Below are 17,695 nucleotides of genomic sequence, written 5' to 3' on the forward strand. Positions count from 1 at the left end.
CCGAGGGAGCCATACATGTCCGTCAAGCAGCCCTGGAGGAACCGCCGGTTCCTGACAGCCGCAGTCTCCATCGCCGCCGCTGGTGCCACCGTGCTCGGCGTCGCACCCGCCAACGCCGACACCGACGCCTCGATCGACGCGCCCGCCGCACCGAACGAGGCGGCACAGATCCAGCAACTGACCGACAAGATCAACGCGGGTTCGCAGCCCGGCCACAAGGCTGAGGCGGTGCTCCCCGGCCGTAAGGACGTCGACTGGACCGGGTACACCCGGAAGCTCCCGCCGATCCCGAACACGGTCGGGCAGGGTCCGCGACAGGGTGGCTTCTGGTCGGCCTTCGCCTACGGCCAGGTGTACCCGAACGCGGCACCTCCCGGCGCCAACGACTGGAATTGCAAGCCGAAGGCCGGACAGAACCCGGTGGTGCTGCTGCACGGCACCTGGGAGAACGCCTACGACAACTGGGCGGCGTTCGCCCCGGCCCTGAAGAAGGCCGGCTACTGCGTCTACACCCCGAACTACGGCCGCACCGACCTGCTGGACATCGGTGGTCTCGGCACCATCCTGCCGGGCACCAACGGCGTCGCGAAGGTGAGCCGTTCGGCGCAGCAGATCAAGCCGTACATCGACAAGGTGCTGAAGAAGACCGGCGCCCAGAAGGTCGACATCATCGGCCACTCGCAGGGCGGTCTCCTGGCCCGCTACTGGATGAAGCGGTACAACGGCTACACCAAGGTCGACCACCTCATCACCTACGGCGCCACCAACAACGGCACCACGCTCGACGGCATCGCCGCACTGGGCCGGTCGATCAACAACATCGGCATCGACATCCTGGCGTTCCCGGTGACCCCGCTCGTCGGTTCGGGCGGTATCGACCAGACCATCGAGTCGCCGACCATCAAGTACGTGAACAACATGGCGCCGTACCACGACCGCAAGCAGCGGCGCGTGTACCCGAACGTCAAGTACACGATCGTCGGCACGCGGTACGACGAGATCACCACGCCGTACGACATCACCTTCCTCCCGGAGGGCTTCGTCCGCGGTCCGCGCTACAAGAACGTCAAGAACATCACGCTGCAGAACGGCTGCGAGCAGGACGTCTCCGACCACATGTCGATGGCCTACTCGCCGCGGGCGATCTCGATCGCTCTGCACGCTTTGGATCCCAAGCGGTACCCGAAGCTCGTCTGCTCGTCGAACCCCTGGTTCTTCAGCTTCTGACCCCGACCCAGGAAGCTGGAGCAGACCAGGTGATGCTCCTGTACTCAGCGCACTAGTTGTTCTTCCCCGTGAGGTTGGGAACGCGGTCGGCGGGGACTTGGCCTCCGATGCCGGTATGGGGTCGGTGATGATTGTAGTGATGAAGCCAGTCGACGTAGGTTGCTGCGCGGGCTTCCTCGCTTGAGTAGATGTGGGCGTAGGCCCATTCGGTGGCCAGTGTGCGGTTGAATCGTTCGACTTTGCCGTTAGTTTGCGGCCGGTACGGGCGCGTGTACCGGTGCGTGGTCTTCTCGCCGAGGGTTTTGTTGAACAGTGTCGAGCGGTAGCAGGAACCGTTGTCGGTCATCACCGCGGTCACGATGATCCCGTTGGCGGCGAAGAACGTCTTGGCCCGTAGCCAGAATCCGGCGGCGGTCTCTTTGCGTTCGTCGTCGAGGATCTCGCTGTAAGCCAGCCGGGAATGGTCATCGACCGCGTGGTGCAAGAACGCGTACCCGCGGCCCTTCCTACCGTTGTTGCGGTTGCCGATCGTGCGCCCGAGCATGCGATGACCACCACCATCAGGGATCCTGCCGAGTTTCTTGATGTCGACGTGCACGAGCTGACCGGGCTCATCGACCTCATACCGGTGTGGTGCAGGCTTGCGTACGGCCAACCCGGTCGCCTGGTCCAGGTGCGCCAGCAGCGGCATCTGGTAGCGGGCCAGGACCCGCCCGACGGTCGAACGGGCGATCTGCAGGTGATAGGCGATCCGGTGTGGACCCCAGCGGCGAGTGAACCGCAACCCGATGATCCGGCGTTCGAGCCTGCGGGAGATTCGTTGCGGACAGCGCCGCGGACGCGATGATCGATCAGTCAGTGGCAGGCCGGCCCGATACCGATCAGCCCATCGCTTAGCAGTCGATGGTGAGCACTGGAATCGTTCAGCAGCTCGCCGCAACGGCCAACCGTCCTCGACGATCAGAACAGCAAGACGACGACGCCCCTCGGGGGTCAAGGGTGCATTAGCGTGAGTCACGAAGGCCTCCGTGGTGTGGAACTGAGTTGTGGTAACCCAAATCCTGCCCGGAGGCCTTCGCCTACCTCACACGTTCACAACGTCCCGGGGAAGAACAACTAGTCCAGCGCGTGCAGGGGTAGAACGGGGAGGATCACACACGGGGGGTGTGTGATTCTCCCCGTTCGCATGTCCGATCCTGACCCGGTGCCGGCGACGAGTCTGAACAGTGGGCGACGACGGTCGCCGGCGGCGTCCGGCCGCGGTAGCGTCGGAGCATGGAGAACGTGCGGCGCAAGATCAGCATCGTCGGGGCGGGTGCGGTCGGGACATCGATCGCCTACGCGGCACTCATTCGCGGGGTCGCCCGCGAGGTCGCGTTGATGGACGTGAACCGCGCCAAGGTGCACGCCGAGGTCCTCGATCTGTCCCACGGACTCGAGTTCGTGCCGCGGGCCGGCGTCACCGGCTCCGACGATCCGGCGGTGTGCGCGGACTCCGACGTCATCCTGTTCACCGCCGGCGCCAAACAGAAGCCCGGCCAGTCGCGGCTCGAGCTCGCCGAGGCGACCGTCGACCTGACCCGCCGCGCGCTGCCCCCGATCGTGGAGGCCGCGCCGGACGCGATCATCGTGATGGTGACCAACCCTGTCGACGTCGTCACCTACGCGGCCCTCAAAGTCACCGGGCTGCCGCGCAACCGGCTCTTCGGCTCGGGCACCGTCCTGGACACGTCCCGACTCCGGTTCTCGCTGTCGCAGCGATGCGGGGTGGCCGTGCAGAACGTGCACGCCTACATCGCCGGAGAGCACGGAGACTCCGAGGTGCCGTTGTGGTCGTCGGCCACCATCGGCGGCGTCCCGCTGCTGGACTGGGAGCCTCCGGCCGGGGGAGCGCCCCTCGACGCGGCCGCCCGCGAGGAGATCTACCGCGAGGTGGTCGGCGCCGCGTACGCGATCATCCAGGGCAAAGGCGCCACCAACTACGCCATCGGACTCGCCGCCGCCCGCATCGCCGAGGCCATCCTCGCCGACGAACACCGCGTCCTGCCCGTCTCCTCACTGATCTCCGACGACTTCCACGGGATCTCCGACGTGTGTCTCTCGCTGCCGACCATGGTCGACGCGGCCGGCGCCGGCCGGTTCCTTCCGGTCTCCATGTCGGCCGACGAACTGACCGCGCTGCGCGAATCCGCCCGAACCCTCAAGGAGATGCAGCGGTCGTTCGGTCTCTGACCGGCCGGGCCTGTGGATGGAATACGCCGGCGTCGGACCGCTTGGCTACCGTGGAAGCCATGCGCGACGACAAGCTTCTGACCCGGATCGCGGGCCTGCTGCGGCAGGCCGAAGGCACCGACAACGAACACGAAGCGGAAGCCTTTCTCGCCGCCGCGCAGCGGCTGGCCACGGCGTCGCAGATCGATCTGGCCGTCGCCCGCGCCCACGACCCGGCGCTCAAGAACATCTCGACGCCCATCACACGGCAGACCACGATCGGTGCCGCCGGCAAACGGGGGCTGCGAACCTACGTGCAGTTGTTCGTGCAGATCGCGCTCGCCAACGACGTCACCTGTGACGTGGCCTCCAACTCGACCTATGTGATCGCCTACGGCTTCGAGGCCGACATCGACGCCGTCGAGGCGCTGTACGCCTCGCTGGTGGTTCAGATGGTGACCGCGAGCGACGCCTACCTCAAGTCCGGTGACTACAAGAGGGAGACCGCCCAGCAGGTGGTGACGCGCAAGGTCGGTCCGTGGCGCCGGAAGGTCGTGGAGGAGAAGTCGCTGTCGCCGATCACCGCGCGCCTGAACTTCCAGTCCGCCTTCGCCGAGCGCGTCGGTGTCCGGCTCAAGAGTGCGCGCGACGAACAGCGACGAGAAGCCGTCCGGCAAGAGGTCGAGGCCGCCTCGGGCGGGAACGCCCCGGCCTCGACGTCGACGGCACTGGCCATCCGGGACAAGGAACTCGAAGTCGCCGACTTCTACAAGAGTGAGTCGACGGCGCGCGGCACCTGGCGCGCCGCCCGGGCGACCGCCGGCTACTCGTCGGGTGCCCGGCAGGCCGGGGACCGCGCGGGACGTCGTGCCAAGATCGGCGCGGACCGCGAGTTCGGCGCGCCTCGCGGCGCCCTGGAGAAATGATCGTCCGCCGATGACCGGCGCAGCCCGCGACACCCGGCGTCAACGCTTCTACGACACCGAACGGCAGATCCTTGCGCTCACCGACCGGCCCGGAGGTGGCGCGCAGACCGTGCAGTTGGCCGGTGCCACGCTCACCGTCCCGGCCGACGCCCGGTTCGCGTCCGTCGAATCCGTTCAGCGCTATGTGGACGAGGTGCTCGCGCTGCCGTCGGTGACGAGCCGCTTTCCGCGCGCCGCGGTACCGGTGCGGGTGCGGCGCCGGAGAGGCGAACGGGCTGCCCACTATTCGCCCACGGACGCCGAGATCGCGGTGCCGGACGGGTCGCGGTGGGCGTTGCGCGAACTGGTCGTTCTGCACGAATTGGCCCATCACCTCGACGACAGCAGTGGCCCGGCTCACGGACGGGGGTTCATCGAGACCCTCATCGACCTGGTTGAACGGGTCCTCGGTCCGGAGACCGCCTTCGTCTACCGGGTCCTCGTCACAGACGCCGGCCTTATGTGACAGGTCATATCCCCTCGCGGGGCGGCGCAACGTCGTATCCTTTGAGACCATTGAAACGATGTCGTCTCACTTCCGACGGGGACGGCGAGGAGAACACTGATGAGTGCACACCAGCCCGTGCAGGTCGAGCGTGTCGAATACGACGATCGCAGCTTCCGCAGCCGGCTGTCGTGGCTGGGCCTGCGCCTGACCGCGTACCCGGTGATCGCCGCGTGGTCGTACGCCCCGCGCCTCCCCTGGCCGTACCACCTGTTCGACGACGTCGCCGGCAAGGTCGTTCCGCCGGTGTCGAGCAACTTCCGTGAACCGATCGAACTGCCCAACTGCACGGCCGAGTTCCAGGTGCCCGAGGGCGCCCGCTCCGACCGCGCGATCCTGTACCTGCACGGCGGCGCCTTCATCGTCGGCGGCGTGGCCTCCCACCGCCGTCTGGCGGGATCGATCGCGGCGCGCTCGGAGGCGCAGGTCCTGGCCGTCGAGTACCGCAAACTGCCCGACCATCCGCCGTCGGTGTCCGTCGAGGACTGCCTGGACGGCTACCGCTGGCTGCTCGACCGCGGCTTCCGCCCGGACCAGATCGTCATCGCCGGCGACTCGGCCGGCGGCTTCCTGACCGCCATGACGGCGATCGCCATCCGCGATCGTGGACTCGGCATGCCGGCCGGTCTGATCTGCGAGAACCCGGTGATCGATCCGACGCCGTCGCGTCGCCGCGAGGGCGCCTACAAGGCGGCCGATTCGCTGTTCCCGCATCGCGCGTTCGATCAGTTCGACCGCATCATCCGTGAGACCGAGCCGGCCGGTGACGCCGTCGCCCCGCTCGACTGCGACCTGACCGGCCTCCCGCCGACCCTCATCCAGGTCGGCTCGCACGAGATGCTGCGGGTGGACGCCGAAGACTTCGCCGCCGCGCTGGCCCAGGCCGGCGTTCCGGTTCAGCTGGAGATCTGGAAGGGCCAGGTACACGTCTTCCAGGCGTTCATCGACGTCCTGCCCGAGTCACGCCTCGCGATCGCCGCCATGGCCCGATTCATCGTCGCGCAGACCAGCCGGCAGACGGCCGCCGCGGCGTAGGTAGTCGCGCGGATCGAAGTGCTGTTCCAGCCTGGTCGGCCGGGCGAAGAAGCTTGGGACGCTGGGAGGGCGGCCGGGTTTCGTTGGGATCGTCGCGTTCCGGCCGAATCGTCAGCGCATTTGTTCGCTGGGCGAGTAGATGCGCTGAGGATTCGGCGTCTCAGCCCCTGATCGGGTGGAGCTGGGTGGCGGCGGGAACCGGATCGGCGCCCAGGTCGCCGTCGGACAGGAACGACAGGTAGCTCGGCTTGTTCGGGTCCAGCACCAGGTGCTGACGGCGGCCGCGCGCCTTGATCAGGTCGGGCACGATCGTCAGGTACCGCGGCAGGCTGGCCGCGTAGACGTCCACCCGCAGGCGGTGACCGGGTGCCAGAACGGCGTCGGTCGCCACCAGGTCGACATCGATGCGCACCGGCTCGTCGGCCGGCACGGCCAGACGCCGCTCCCGTGAGAGGTAGTGGACGGCGTCGATCAGCACACCCTCCTCGGTGTAGCCGGAACGCTCGGTGTCCAGGGCGCGATTCGACGCTGTCAGCGCCCCGTTGGTCAGGACCGTCGACGTGCCGTCGGGGGCGACGTCGTTCACGGTGACCGCCCAGATGCCTTCGTGCGCGTTCGTAGACACGTTCAGGCGCAGGTTCATCGCTCCCGAGATCTGGGTGGGTGCGGTCACCGGCTCGCTGGTGAAGCTGAGGGCACCGTGCTCCTGGAAGCGGGCGTCGTCGGTGAAGTTCCTGCCGAACACGATCGGGATGCCCGCCAGCACCTGCGACATGTCGCGAGACATCATTCCGCGCAGGTCGGGGCTGGTTCGCAGCGACCGGCGCCGCGTCGACGGACTGGTGGCCAGCGCGCCGTCGTGCCGGGCGTGCGGCGCGGTGTCCGTCGCATCCTGGGTGAGGAACAGTCGCTGCGTGCGGACCTCGGGGCGCGGGAACTGCGGACCGCACGACCAGTCGCCGCCCTGCTGTTCCATCGTCACCGGACCGTAGGTCTCGACGCCGTTCGGGATGTCCTTGAGCCACTTGTCGAACCAGGCGCGCTCGAGCACGTCCAGGCGCGGCGGCTCGTGCTCGCCGCCGTGGTCGCAGCCCGGATCCAGGTGGTAGCCGTTGGCGATGAGAGTCTGTTTGCGGCCCGGCGCCATGTTCAGCTGCGAATAGATGCGGGTGGCGCTCCGGCCGAACAGGTCGTGCCAGCCGCCGACGGTGAACGTCGCGGCGTCGATGTCGGCGATCTTCGGGGCGCGCACCTCGAAATACGGGTCGTCGAAGATGCGATCGTCGCGCGCGGTGAGGAAGCCCCACAGCAGCGACGGCAGCTCGGTGGCCGGACTCTTCACACGGTCCATCAGCCACCGGATCTGGTCACCGCGGAGCGTGTCGATCAGGACGGTCGCCGGGTTCGGCAGCCACTTGGCCAGGTTCACCAGGCTCATCCACACCGGGATGAACGACGACGGCATGCCGCCGGTGATGTAGATGTCGCGGACCACGTCGCCGCTGCCTTCGACCGCGAAGATCGCCTTGAGCGCATCCGGGCGATGACCGGCCGCCTGCAGGGAGTTGATCGCCGAGTACGACCAGCCGGCCATGCCGACGGCGCCGTCGCACCAGTTCTGGCGGGCCATCCACTCGATGATCTCCACCGAGTCGCGCTGTTCGCGCTCGCCCAGGATCTCCCACTTGCCGTGACTGGCGCCGGTTCCGCGCACGTCCACCAGCACCTGAACGTAGCCGGACTGCACCAGATTGCGGTTGATGCCGAACACGTCCCACAGGCCGCGGTTGAAGGTGCGGGTCAGGCGGCTGATACCCGTCAGCGGACCGTGCTCGTAGGTCATGGTCCCCGACGCGGCACGCGTGGCTCTGCCGATGCCCGGCGAATGGAGCAGGTGATCGATGCCGTCGATCACCGCCCGGTTGTACGGGTTGATGTTGAGGACGCCCGGGAAGCGGCCCCGACTGGGCTGGCCGAGCCGGTTGGCCGGTCGCACCACGGTCGCGCGCAGCTTCACGCCGTCGCTCATGGTCAGCGTGACGTCCCGAGAGATGTGCACCCGCGGATACGGCTTGGCGCCGTCGACGGACTCGCGCCAGGTGGCGGCGAGGTGCCCGCCGTCCGCGTCCCGGTAGACGGGTGCCGCGGCGCCGGCATCGGGCAGCGCGGAATCAGGGGAGCGCAAGGCGGCCTGCGCATAGCGGTCGTACTGGACACTCATGGGTGTCGTACCTCCGGTCACGGCAACACTGACGGACGAGATCCCCCCGAGTGATGTGTGGCCTGAGTCACGCACCGCTCACTATCTATTTAGCACCATGCCATTGTCCGATGTCACGGTGGGGTGGTTCAACCGTTGTGTTCGGGTGACCGGTCCGTGACCGCCTGCGCCGCGGCCAGCAGCGTCGCCGCCGAGACCTGCACCGACATGTCGCGTTCCGGGGTGGCCGACGAGTGGACCGCACCGGCGACGAACTGGGCGGCCGGGGCGCTCTTGCTCGGCACCGTGGCCTTCTGCGTCCAGTCGGCGCTGAACAGCGGCAGACCGTCGACCTCGGTCCGGGTGGCCCAGCAGGCGTCCGCCGACTTCAGCACGATGTCGCCGGCCCGCTTGCGCAGATCCGCCGCACTGGGCAGGTCGGGCCCGCTCGCTGCGCTCCCGGTGCCCGGGGCCGCGTCGGGAAGGTCGGTGGCGATCAACGCGAGATTGCGCGCCAGGATCCCGTCGAACAGACCGCCGTCACCGCCGCCGCCACCGTGGATCACTCCGTCGGTGGTCAGGTTGTCGGTGACCGCCGTGAGCAGATCGTCGATCTTCTTCACATACGACGCGTCGCCGGTGGCCCGGTACACCTCCAGGAGCGCACCGAACACCACGCCCTGGCAGTACGTGTAGACGGTGTTGATGTATCGCTTGTTCACCTGGCCGTCGTCGCCGGTCTCGCGCCAGAAACCGTCCGCGATCAGGCCGGACGGCAACAGCATGGTCTGGTAGATCCAGTCGACCATGTCTTTGGCGCGATCGGTCTTGCCGCGGCGGGCCAGGAAGATGGCGGCCGGGCCGTTGGCCGGCACGTTGAAGAAGTAGTCGGTGGTGCGCCACGGGATGCCGCCGCCCAGATCCGGTGCCCACGGCTTGTAGAGCGTGGAGGTCAGTGTCGCGAGCGCACCCTTGTGGTCGCTCTTCACCAGCGCCGGCAGGTGGCGGTCGGCGCGCTCGATGGCCATCGACAGCCACGCCATGTCGTCGTAGTACGAGTTCGTCCACTTACCCGAGTTGCGGACCCGTACGCCGCGGATCAGGCGCAGCGCGTTCTTCGCGGACTGCTTGTCGTTCTGCAGCTTGGCGGCATTGACCAGCACATCGATCAGATGCGCCTGCCACCAGTAGTTCCACGACGCCGTCAACCGCTGCTTCGAGGCGAACCGTCCGGCCGGCGGCCACGACGAGACGCCGATACGGGTGCCGGGCAGCGCATAGCCGACCCGGCGGAGGTGTCGTTCATCGAGGGCTTTGACGGCGGCGTGCAGTCGCTGGGGGACGGTCGCATTGTCCGAGGTGACGACGGCGGCTGATTTGGCATCGCGTTCCATGGTCCTTTAGCCTAGTGGGCGGTATGACGAACGTCGGTCTCACGACCGGCACGTCATGTCGAGTTCAACCAGAGACCGTTGGTCGTCGGGACGAGAGTCCCGAACGAAGGCCCGATGAACACATCGGCGGCCCACGCAGGATGAACGAGGAGCTTCGCTCGTGCGGTCCGCCGCGCGACATCTGATGCGCCCCGTGCCTCCTGCACGGGGCGTTCGTGTTTCTCCGGGTCGGAAAAGACTGCGGGTTCTGGGCCGCTGCACCCGAAAGGGTGTCAGGAGAGACACGAGAGGAGGCGAAGTATGGCGAATCCCGACAAGGTCTCTGCAGTCGCAGAGATCACCGAGCAGTTCAAGTCGTCGAATGCGGCCGTCATCACGGAATACCGTGGTCTGTCGGTCCCGCAGATCTCCGAGCTGCGACGAGCCCTCGGTGAAGGAACCACCTACTCCGTCGCCAAGAACACCCTCGCCAAGCGTGCTGCTGCAGACGCCGGCGTCGAGGGGCTCGACGAGCTGTTCACCGGTCCGACCGCGATCGCTTTCATCGAAGGTGAGCCGGTCGGTGCTGCCAAGGCGATGAAGACTTTCGCCAAGGAGAACAAGGCGCTGGTCATCAAGGGCGGTTACATGGACGGCCGTGCGCTGTCCGTCGCCGAGATCGAGCAGATCGCCGACCTGGAGACCCGAGAGGTTCTGCTGGCAAAGCTCGCCGGTGCCATGAAGGGCAACTTGGCCAAGGCCGCTGGTTTGTTCAACCAGCCGGCATTGCAGGTGGCGCGCCTTGCCGCGGCCCTGCAGGAGAAGAAGGCCGCAGACGGCGACGCCGCCTGATCCTTTTTCACCACCCGGCCGGGTCTTTCGACATGCGAGCCCCGGCCACCAACCAGACCCGGTCTGGGCCCGGATGGGCGCAGACCACCCCGTACAGGGACTTATAGGAAGGACGCCATCATGGCGAAGCTCACCGCTGACGAGCTCATCGAGCAGTTCAAGGAACTGACCCTGCTGGAGCTCAGCGATTTCGTGAAGAAGTTCGAAGAGGTCTTCGAGGTCACCGCCGCTGCTCCGGTCGCCGTTGCCGCTGCCGGTGCCCCGGCTGCCGGCGGCGACGCCGGTGCCGCCGCTGACCAGGATGAGTTCGACGTCATCCTCGAGTCGGCCGGCGACAAGAAGATCCAGGTCATCAAGGTCGTCCGCGAGGTCGTCCCGGGCCTGGGCCTCAAGGAGGCCAAGGATCTCGTCGAGGGCGCTCCGAAGCCGCTCGTCGAGAAGGCCAGCAAGGAAGACGCCGAGGCCGCCAAGGCCAAGCTCGAAGAGGCCGGCGCCACCATCTCGCTCAAGTGAGAAGGGCTCGCCTCGCGCGAGTAGCCGCCTGAACTTCAGGCTTACGACGCCCCGCAGGGATTCCCTGCGGGGCGTCGTCGTGTCCGGGGTCGAGAGCGTCCGAGAGGGCGACGGGTGAGGCGGCCGTGAATCGTGTGACGCCGATCGCTCTATGTTCGCGAACCGGACTCACATCTCACTTTGGAGGATCCACCCGGGTTCGGTATTCTCAGCGGACCGAGGAGTTACCGCTGGGTAAGTTCTTAAGGCTGTTCTCAGGGCGGCCCGAGGTGTGTCACAGCATGGCTGTGGGTTAGAGTGACCCCAGCCACAATCTGACTCACCGGGTGAACCAACCGCCCATTGGGGGGCGATCGTCGTCGAAGGCGACTGCTCGGTGAACGAAACGTCTGGAGGGACGCAGTGGGAGTAGAGGTCTCCGTCGAACACTTGACCAAGTCGTTCGGCTCACAGAACATCTGGCGGGACGTCTCGCTGACCCTGCCGGCCGGTGAGGTCAACGCGCTGCTGGGCCCGTCCGGTACCGGTAAGTCGGTGTTCCTGAAGACCCTCATCGGTCTTCTCCACCCCGAGCAGGGCTCCGTCATCATCGACGGCACCGACATCACCCAGTGCTCCTCCAAGGAGCTCTACGAGATCCGCAAGCTGTTCGGCGTCCTCTTCCAGGACGGCGCGCTCTTCGGTTCGATGAGCCTGTACGACAACATCGCCTTCCCGCTTCGTGAGCACACGAAGAAGAAGGAAGACGAGATCCGCAAGATCGTCATGGAGAAGGTCGACCTGGTCGGTCTGACCGGCGCCGAGGACAAGCTCCCCGGTGAGATCTCCGGCGGTATGCGCAAGCGCGCCGGCCTGGCCCGTGCTCTCGTGCTCGACCCCGAGATCATCCTCTGCGACGAGCCGGACTCCGGTCTGGACCCGGTGCGTACCGCCTACATCTCGCAGCTGCTGATCGACATCAACGCCGAGATCGACGCCACGATCCTCATCGTGACGCACAACATCAACATCGCCCGGACCATCCCGGACAACATCGGCATGCTGTTCCGTAAGGAACTCGTCATGTTCGGTCCGCGCGAGGTGCTGCTGACCTCCGAGCAGCCCGTGGTCAAGCAGTTCCTGGCCGGCGACCGCTTCGGTCCCATCGGCATGTCCGAGGAGAAGGACGAGGCCGTGGCCGCGCAGGAGGCCGCGCTGCAGGCCGCCGGCATCTCCGGTGGCGGCACCAAGGACGACTTCAGCGAGATCATCCCGCAGGTTCAGCCGAACCCGGGCATGCCGGTCCGCCAGGCCGCGATCCGTCACCGCCAGAGCGTTCTGAACTCGCTGCACACGCTGCCCGCCAACGCGCAGGCCGCGATTCTGGCGTCGATCGCCGAAGAGGACGCGCTCGCCGCGAAGTCGCCGGAGAACAACGCCACCCTGGCCGCGATGGCCGCGCACCAGTTCTCGTACCCTCAGGGTGAGACCACTCATCAGGTCGGGGACACCCAGCTGGTCGTGCCGTCGGACGCCGTCACCGAGGCCATCCACTACGACGAGCAGCAGGTCACCGATCAGGCGGCCCAGGCCACGGCCGTCCTCGAAGACGCGGAGCATGCGACGCTCGACGACACCAAGGAGAACGGCTAGGCATGACCACTGCCACTTCGCGTGGCGTCGCACGGGTTTCCAAGGCCGCCGATGGCGCCTTGTCGCAGACGGGCAACATCGTCCAGCTGTTCGTCGACGTCGTACGTCAGATGTTCGTGCGCCCGTTCCAGTGGCGCGAGTTCATCCAGCAGGCCTGGTTCATCGCCAGTGTGACCATCCTGCCGACGGCGCTCATCGCCATCCCGTTCGGTGCCATCGTCTCGATGCAGACGGGCTCGCTGATCAAGCAGCTCGGCGCCGAGTCGTACACCGGTGCCGCCTCGGTCCTCGTCGTCGTCCAGCAGGGCTCCCCGCTGGTGACATCGCTGCTGGTCGCCGGTGCCGCCGGTTCGGCCGTGGCCGCTGACCTGGGCTCGCGCACCATCCGCGAAGAGATCGACGCGATGGAGGTGCTCGGCATCAACCCGATCCAGCGCCTCGTGGTTCCGCGTGTGCTGGCCATGGTGCTGGTCGCCATGCTGCTGAACGGCCTGGTGGCCGTGGTCGGCATCGCCGGCGGCTACTTCTTCAACGTCATCGTCCAGCACGGCACGCCGGGCGCCTACCTGTCGTCGTTCGGTGCGCTCGCGCAGCTGCCCGACCTCTACATCTCGACCTTGAAGGCCGCGATCTTCGGTGTCATCGCCGGTGTCGTCGCGTCCTACAAGGGTCTGAACCCGAAGGGCGGCCCGAAGGGTGTCGGCGAGGCCGTCAACCAGTCGGTGGTCGTGACCTTCCTGCTGCTGTTCTTCGCGAACCTGATCATCACCGCGGTCTTCCTCCAGATCGTGCCGCCGAAGGTGGGCTGACCGTTGACTCGTGGCGTAACGATCTCCAAGAGCCGCCCGGAGTGGCTCGCGTATGAGGCCAAGAAGCTCGCTCAGAAGCCTCTCGGCGCGCTGGACAATGCCGGTGAGCAGATGTCCTTCTACGCGCGGGCCATCGCCTGGATCCCGCGCACGCTGGTGCACTACAAGAAGGAGACCTTCCGCATCCTGGCGGAGGTGGCCTTCGGCGCGGGTGGCCTGGCCGTCATCGCCGGCACCGTGGGCGTCATGATCCTGATGTCGGGCTTCACCGGCGTCGTCGTCGGCATGCAGGGCTACGCGGCCCTGGAGCAGATCGGCTCGCAGGCGCTGTCCGGCTTCCTATCGGCCTACGTCAACACCCGCGAGGTGGCGCCCCTGGTGGCCGGTCTCGCGCTGAGTGCGACGGTGGGCTGCGGTTTCACCGCGCAGCTGGGCGCCATGCGCATCTCCGAGGAGATCGACGCCCTCGAGGTCATGGCCGTTCCGTCGATCCCGTTCCTGGTGTCGACCCGCGTGATCGCCGGCTTCATCGCCGTCATCCCGCTCTACGTGCTCGGCCTGATGGCCGCCTACCTCGCGTCACGAACCATCAACACCCTGTTCAACGGGCAGTCGACCGGTTCGTACGACCACTACTTCAACCTGTTCCTGCCGCCCGAGGACGTCCTCTGGTCGTTCGGCAAGGTGCTGGTCTTCGCGTTCATGATCATCATGGTCCACTGCTTCTACGGCTACTACGCCAGCGGCGGCCCCGCCGGTGTGGGCGTGGCCGTGGGCCGTGCCGTCCGTACCGCCCTCGTGCTGATCGCGATCCTGGACTTCTTCCTGGGCCTGGCGATCTGGGGCACGTCCACGTCGATCCGAGTCGGAGGTTGATGGCGTGAGTGCTGCACTCAAGCGCAGGCTCTCCGGCCTGCTGTTCTTCGTCGTGATCATTTCGCTGGTTCTGCTGTCGATCGCGATCTTCCTCGGCAAGTTCAAGAGCGAGACGAACGTGACGCTCAAGACAGCCAGCGCCGGCAACGCGCTCGCCGACGGCGCCGACGTCAAGGCGCGCGGCGTGGTCGTGGGCACCGTCAAGAAGGTCACCGTCTCCGACGGCGGCCAGGTGCAGGTCGAGATGGGCATCAAGCCCGACATCGCCAAGGAGCTGCCGGGCAACACCACCGCCCGCGTGCTGCCCAAGACGCTGTTCGGTGAGCGCTTCGTGGCGCTGCAGATCCCGGACAGCCCGTCCGACGGCACCCTGGCGTCGGCCAAGAACATCTTCGAGGACCCGAGCGGCAACGCCCCCGAGGTCGAGGACCTGTTCGACGCGCTGACCCCGGTCATCAAGGCGATCCCGCCGCAGGACCTGAACGTGACCCTGACCGCCATCTCGCAGGCGATCGGTGGCAAGGGCAAGCAGCTGGCCACCACCATCGACCAGCTCAACGACATCTTCAGCGCGGTCAACGCCAACATGCCGCAGCTGCAGGGCACCCTCGAGGGCCTGGCCTCGTTCTCGCAGACCTACTCCGAGGCGCTGCCGACGATCATCGACGGCCTGGACAATCTGCGGGTCACCAACCGGACCATCGTGGGCCAGCAGGACGACCTGCGGAACCTGATCTCCACACTGGGCGGCGCCTCGGATCAGACCACCCAGTTCCTGCAGACCAACAAGACCGACCTGCTGCACCTGGCGGTCGACTCGGAGACCCTGCTCGTGCAGCTGGCCCGCCAGTCGCCGACCTTCGGCTGCATGTTCCACAACTTCGCGACCATCGTCCCGAAGGCCGAGAAGATCGTCGGCAAGGGCACCAAGAACCCGGGCGTGCGCGTGAACCTGCAGTTCGTGAACCCGCGCGGCCGCTACCTGCCGAACCAGGACGAGCCGCGCATGTGGTGGACCGATCCGCCCGCCCGCTGCTACCAGCCGGCCACCAACGGCCGCCCCTTCCCGCAGTACCCGGGCGGCGGTGTGCCGGACGGCTCGTACCAGCCGCCGTCGCGTAACGCCGGTCCGAAGAACTGGCCGGATCTGCCGCAGCCGGACTTCTCGGCGACGCCGTCGGGCTCGGGCATGACCGACAGGACCGACCAGATGAAGCTGATCTACGGCGCGAACAACGGCCAGTACCCGGCCGACGTTCCGACCTGGGTCACGTACACGGGCCAGGGCGCCCTCAAGGACGCGGAGGTGAACCTCAAGTGAGAGGACTTCTCTCCCCGCTGATCAAGCTGATCGTCTTCGCGCTCGTCACCGTGTTCGCGACCGGGATGCTCGGCATGCTCATCGCCAACACCGGTGCGACCGGCAAGAACCACTACAAGGCGATCTTCACCGACGCCGCGATGCTCAACAAGGGCGACGACGTCCGCATCGCCGGTGTGCGTGTCGGTCAGGTCGACTCGGTCAAGATCGTCGACCGCGATCGCGCGGAGGTGGCGTTCGACGTCAACCGTCCGACGCTGCCGGCGAGCACCAAGGTGTACATCCGCTACCGCAACCTGGCGGGTCTGCGGTACGTCGCCCTGGAGAAGGGTCCGGGCGATGCGACGCAGAACGTGAAGCCCGGCTACACGTTCCAGTTCAGCGACAACCGCGCCGAGTCGAGCACCGTTCCGGCGGTGAACCTCACCGAGCTGTTCAACGGCTTCAAGCCGCTGTTCAAGCAGATCTCGCCGGAGGACATGAACAAGCTGGCGGAGACGCTCATCAACGTCTTCCAGGGCGACATGGACACCACCATGGGCAACCTGATCACCCAGACCTCGCAGCTGACCAACGCGTTGGCCGACAAGGACCAGGTGATCGGCGAGATGATCACCAACCTGACTCAGGTGCTGAACACGGTGAACCGCAACGAGGAGAACTTCAGCTCGCTGCTCACCAACACCGAGCAGCTGGTGACCGGTCTGGCCGCTCAGCGCGACTCGGTCGGCTCCGCCATCACCTCGGTGTCGAACCTGACCACGGTGACCGGCTCGATCCTGAGCCAGACCCGGCCGTCCATCCAGGGCGCGATCGCCGGTCTGAAGGACACGTCGGACAAGATCAACGCCCGCGAGAAGGACGTTCAGCAGGCGCTGCACAACCTGCCGATCAAGCTCGAGAAGATCGGCCGTGCCGCCACCTTCGGCTCCTGGTTCCAGTTCTACCTCTGCGGTATCGACGTGCGCGCCGGCAACGGCAAGTCGACGCTGCTGACCCAGCCGCTGGTTCCGCTGCCCGACATCAACCACGTGCTGTACACCAGTGCCGCCACGCGCTGCTGGCGCGACGGCAAGATCAACGGAGTGGGGTGACACATGTCCGACGCACAGAACACTTCTGACACCGCCGCGACCACCCCGGAGCCGCCCAAGAAGCACAAGCGGTTCGCCGGCCGGCGTGACGCCAAGAGCATCGGCATCCTGGGCCTGGCGGTCCTCATCATGCTGACACTGTCGGCGTTCTACCTGACCAAGCTGCCGATCCTGGCCGCCGGTGCCCAGTACACCGCGCAGTTCAGCGATTCGGCCGGCCTGTCGCCGGGCAACGAGGTCCGTGTCGCGGGCGTCAAGGTCGGTGAGGTCCAGTCGGTGAAGCTGAACGGCGATCACGTCGACGTCGGCTTCCGCGCCAACAACACCTGGATCGGCGATCAGACGCAGGCGTCCATCCAGATCAAGACCGTGCTCGGCCAGAAGTACCTGGGTTTGACGCCCAAGGGTGATCATCTGGCCGATCCGAGCAAGACGCTGACCGACACGGTCGCGCCGTACGACGTCGTCGAGGCGTTCTCGGATGCGACCACGCAGATCCAGAACATCGACACCGATCAGGTGGCCGATGCGCTGACGCAGCTGTCGAACGCGTTCTCGCAGACGCCGGGCGACATCTCGTCGTCGCTGGACGGCATCTCGCGGCTGTCGAAGACCATTTCGAGTCGCGATCAGGAAGTCCAGAAGCTGCTGGAGGCCACCAAGGGATCGTCGAAGATCCTGGCCGACCGCAACGAGGAGTTCACCAAGCTGATCGCCGGTGCCGGCAGCCTCCTGCAGGAGCTGAACGACCGTCAGGAAGCGATCTCGAACCTGCTGGTCTCCACGACCAGCCTGTCGAAGTCGCTCACCGGCATCGTCAAGGACAACGAGGCGCAGATCGGTCCGGCCCTGGATTCGCTCAAGGGTGTGACCAACCTGCTCACCGCGCAGAACGACGACCTGCGGAAGTCGATCCAGTACATGGCGCCGTTCTACCGGCTCTACGCCAACGTGCTGGGCAACGGCCGCTGGTTCGAGTCGACCGTCACCAATCTCCTGCCGCCGGCGCTGCCGGCGCAGGGCACTGACCGCCTGCCGAACGCGACTAAGAACGTCACCAACGGCGGAACGGGAGGCTGATG

The 17,695-nt window shown here is 66.7% G+C and carries 16 protein-coding genes; 13 read left to right on the forward strand and 3 right to left on the reverse strand.

Annotated elements, in window-relative coordinates; all coding sequences use genetic code 11:
* The first annotated feature begins 15 nt into the window (after positions 1 to 15).
* On the forward strand, positions 16 to 1,227 hold the full coding sequence (locus QM774_RS13395; RefSeq protein ID WP_414976344.1) for an esterase/lipase family protein: 1,212 nt from the start codon (positions 16 to 18) through the stop codon (positions 1,225 to 1,227).
* 52 nt (positions 1,228 to 1,279) lie between these two features.
* Here QM774_RS13395 and QM774_RS13400 read toward each other — a convergent pair whose 3' ends face one another.
* Positions 1,280 to 2,245: an IS481 family transposase gene (locus QM774_RS13400; RefSeq protein ID WP_414974532.1), complete on the reverse strand. Its 966-nt coding sequence runs from the start codon at positions 2,243 to 2,245 to the stop codon at positions 1,280 to 1,282.
* Positions 2,246 to 2,502: 257 nt separating this feature from the next.
* Here QM774_RS13400 and QM774_RS13405 point away from each other — a divergent pair, with 257 nt between their 5' ends.
* The 4 genes from QM774_RS13405 to QM774_RS13420 all read left to right on the forward strand — a co-directional run bounded on the left by QM774_RS13405 (position 2,503) and on the right by QM774_RS13420 (position 5,943).
* Positions 2,503 to 3,459: an L-lactate dehydrogenase gene (locus tag QM774_RS13405; protein ID WP_414976345.1), complete on the forward strand. Its 957-nt coding sequence runs from the start codon at positions 2,503 to 2,505 to the stop codon at positions 3,457 to 3,459.
* Positions 3,460 to 3,518: 59 nt separating this feature from the next.
* Positions 3,519 to 4,364: a DUF2786 domain-containing protein gene (locus QM774_RS13410; RefSeq protein WP_414976346.1), complete on the forward strand. Its 846-nt coding sequence runs from the start codon at positions 3,519 to 3,521 to the stop codon at positions 4,362 to 4,364.
* 10 nt (positions 4,365 to 4,374) lie between these two features.
* Positions 4,375 to 4,869, forward strand: coding sequence for a TIGR04338 family metallohydrolase (locus tag QM774_RS13415; protein WP_414976347.1), 495 nt, complete (start codon positions 4,375 to 4,377; stop codon positions 4,867 to 4,869).
* A 99-nt stretch (positions 4,870 to 4,968) separates the two neighbouring features.
* On the forward strand, positions 4,969 to 5,943 hold the full coding sequence (locus QM774_RS13420; protein ID WP_414976348.1) for an alpha/beta hydrolase: 975 nt from the start codon (positions 4,969 to 4,971) through the stop codon (positions 5,941 to 5,943).
* 160 nt (positions 5,944 to 6,103) lie between these two features.
* Here the strand turns inward: QM774_RS13420 and QM774_RS13425 are convergent, their stop codons facing one another.
* Both QM774_RS13425 and QM774_RS13430 read right to left on the reverse strand, forming a co-directional pair.
* Positions 6,104 to 8,164: a CocE/NonD family hydrolase gene (locus QM774_RS13425; RefSeq protein ID WP_414976349.1), complete on the reverse strand. Its 2,061-nt coding sequence runs from the start codon at positions 8,162 to 8,164 to the stop codon at positions 6,104 to 6,106.
* 128 nt (positions 8,165 to 8,292) lie between these two features.
* The gene (locus tag QM774_RS13430) at positions 8,293 to 9,537 is read right to left on the reverse strand and encodes a glycoside hydrolase family 76 protein (RefSeq protein ID WP_414976350.1); all 1,245 of its coding nucleotides are present in this window, start codon (positions 9,535 to 9,537) and stop codon (positions 8,293 to 8,295) included.
* A gap of 300 nt (positions 9,538 to 9,837) precedes the next feature.
* Between QM774_RS13430 and rplJ the strand changes: the two genes are divergently transcribed.
* The 8 genes from rplJ to QM774_RS13470 all read left to right on the forward strand — a co-directional run bounded on the left by rplJ (position 9,838) and on the right by QM774_RS13470 (position 17,693).
* Entirely contained in the window at positions 9,838 to 10,368 is a 531-nt protein-coding gene (gene rplJ, locus QM774_RS13435; RefSeq protein ID WP_414976351.1) for a 50S ribosomal protein L10, read from the forward strand.
* Between the two features lie 120 nt (positions 10,369 to 10,488).
* Positions 10,489 to 10,881, forward strand: a complete 393-nt coding sequence (gene rplL, locus QM774_RS13440; RefSeq protein WP_414976352.1) for a 50S ribosomal protein L7/L12 — start codon at positions 10,489 to 10,491, stop codon at positions 10,879 to 10,881.
* Between the two features lie 402 nt (positions 10,882 to 11,283).
* Positions 11,284 to 12,513: an ABC transporter ATP-binding protein gene (locus tag QM774_RS13445; protein WP_414976353.1), complete on the forward strand. Its 1,230-nt coding sequence runs from the start codon at positions 11,284 to 11,286 to the stop codon at positions 12,511 to 12,513.
* Between the two features lie 2 nt (positions 12,514 to 12,515).
* Positions 12,516 to 13,322 carry an MlaE family ABC transporter permease gene (locus QM774_RS13450; RefSeq protein WP_414976354.1) on the forward strand — a complete coding sequence of 269 codons (807 nt, stop codon included), beginning with the start codon at positions 12,516 to 12,518 and terminating at the stop codon, positions 13,320 to 13,322.
* Between the two features lie 3 nt (positions 13,323 to 13,325).
* Entirely contained in the window at positions 13,326 to 14,198 is an 873-nt protein-coding gene (locus QM774_RS13455) for an MlaE family ABC transporter permease (protein ID WP_414976355.1), read from the forward strand.
* Between the two features lie 4 nt (positions 14,199 to 14,202).
* Complete coding sequence (locus tag QM774_RS13460) at positions 14,203 to 15,519, forward strand: MCE family protein (RefSeq protein ID WP_414976356.1); 1,317 nt, start codon at positions 14,203 to 14,205, stop codon at positions 15,517 to 15,519.
* Positions 15,516 to 16,613 carry an MCE family protein gene (locus QM774_RS13465; RefSeq protein ID WP_414976357.1) on the forward strand — a complete coding sequence of 366 codons (1,098 nt, stop codon included), beginning with the start codon at positions 15,516 to 15,518 and terminating at the stop codon, positions 16,611 to 16,613. The genes QM774_RS13460 and QM774_RS13465 overlap by 4 nt, the downstream gene beginning before the upstream one ends.
* 3 nt (positions 16,614 to 16,616) lie before the next feature.
* Entirely contained in the window at positions 16,617 to 17,693 is a 1,077-nt protein-coding gene (locus QM774_RS13470) for an MCE family protein (RefSeq protein WP_414976358.1), read from the forward strand.
* Positions 17,694 to 17,695 lie beyond the last annotated feature (2 nt).

This window comes from Gordonia sp. (in: high G+C Gram-positive bacteria), from assembly GCF_047600565.1.
Taxonomy (GTDB): Bacteria; Actinomycetota; Actinomycetes; order Mycobacteriales; family Mycobacteriaceae; genus Gordonia.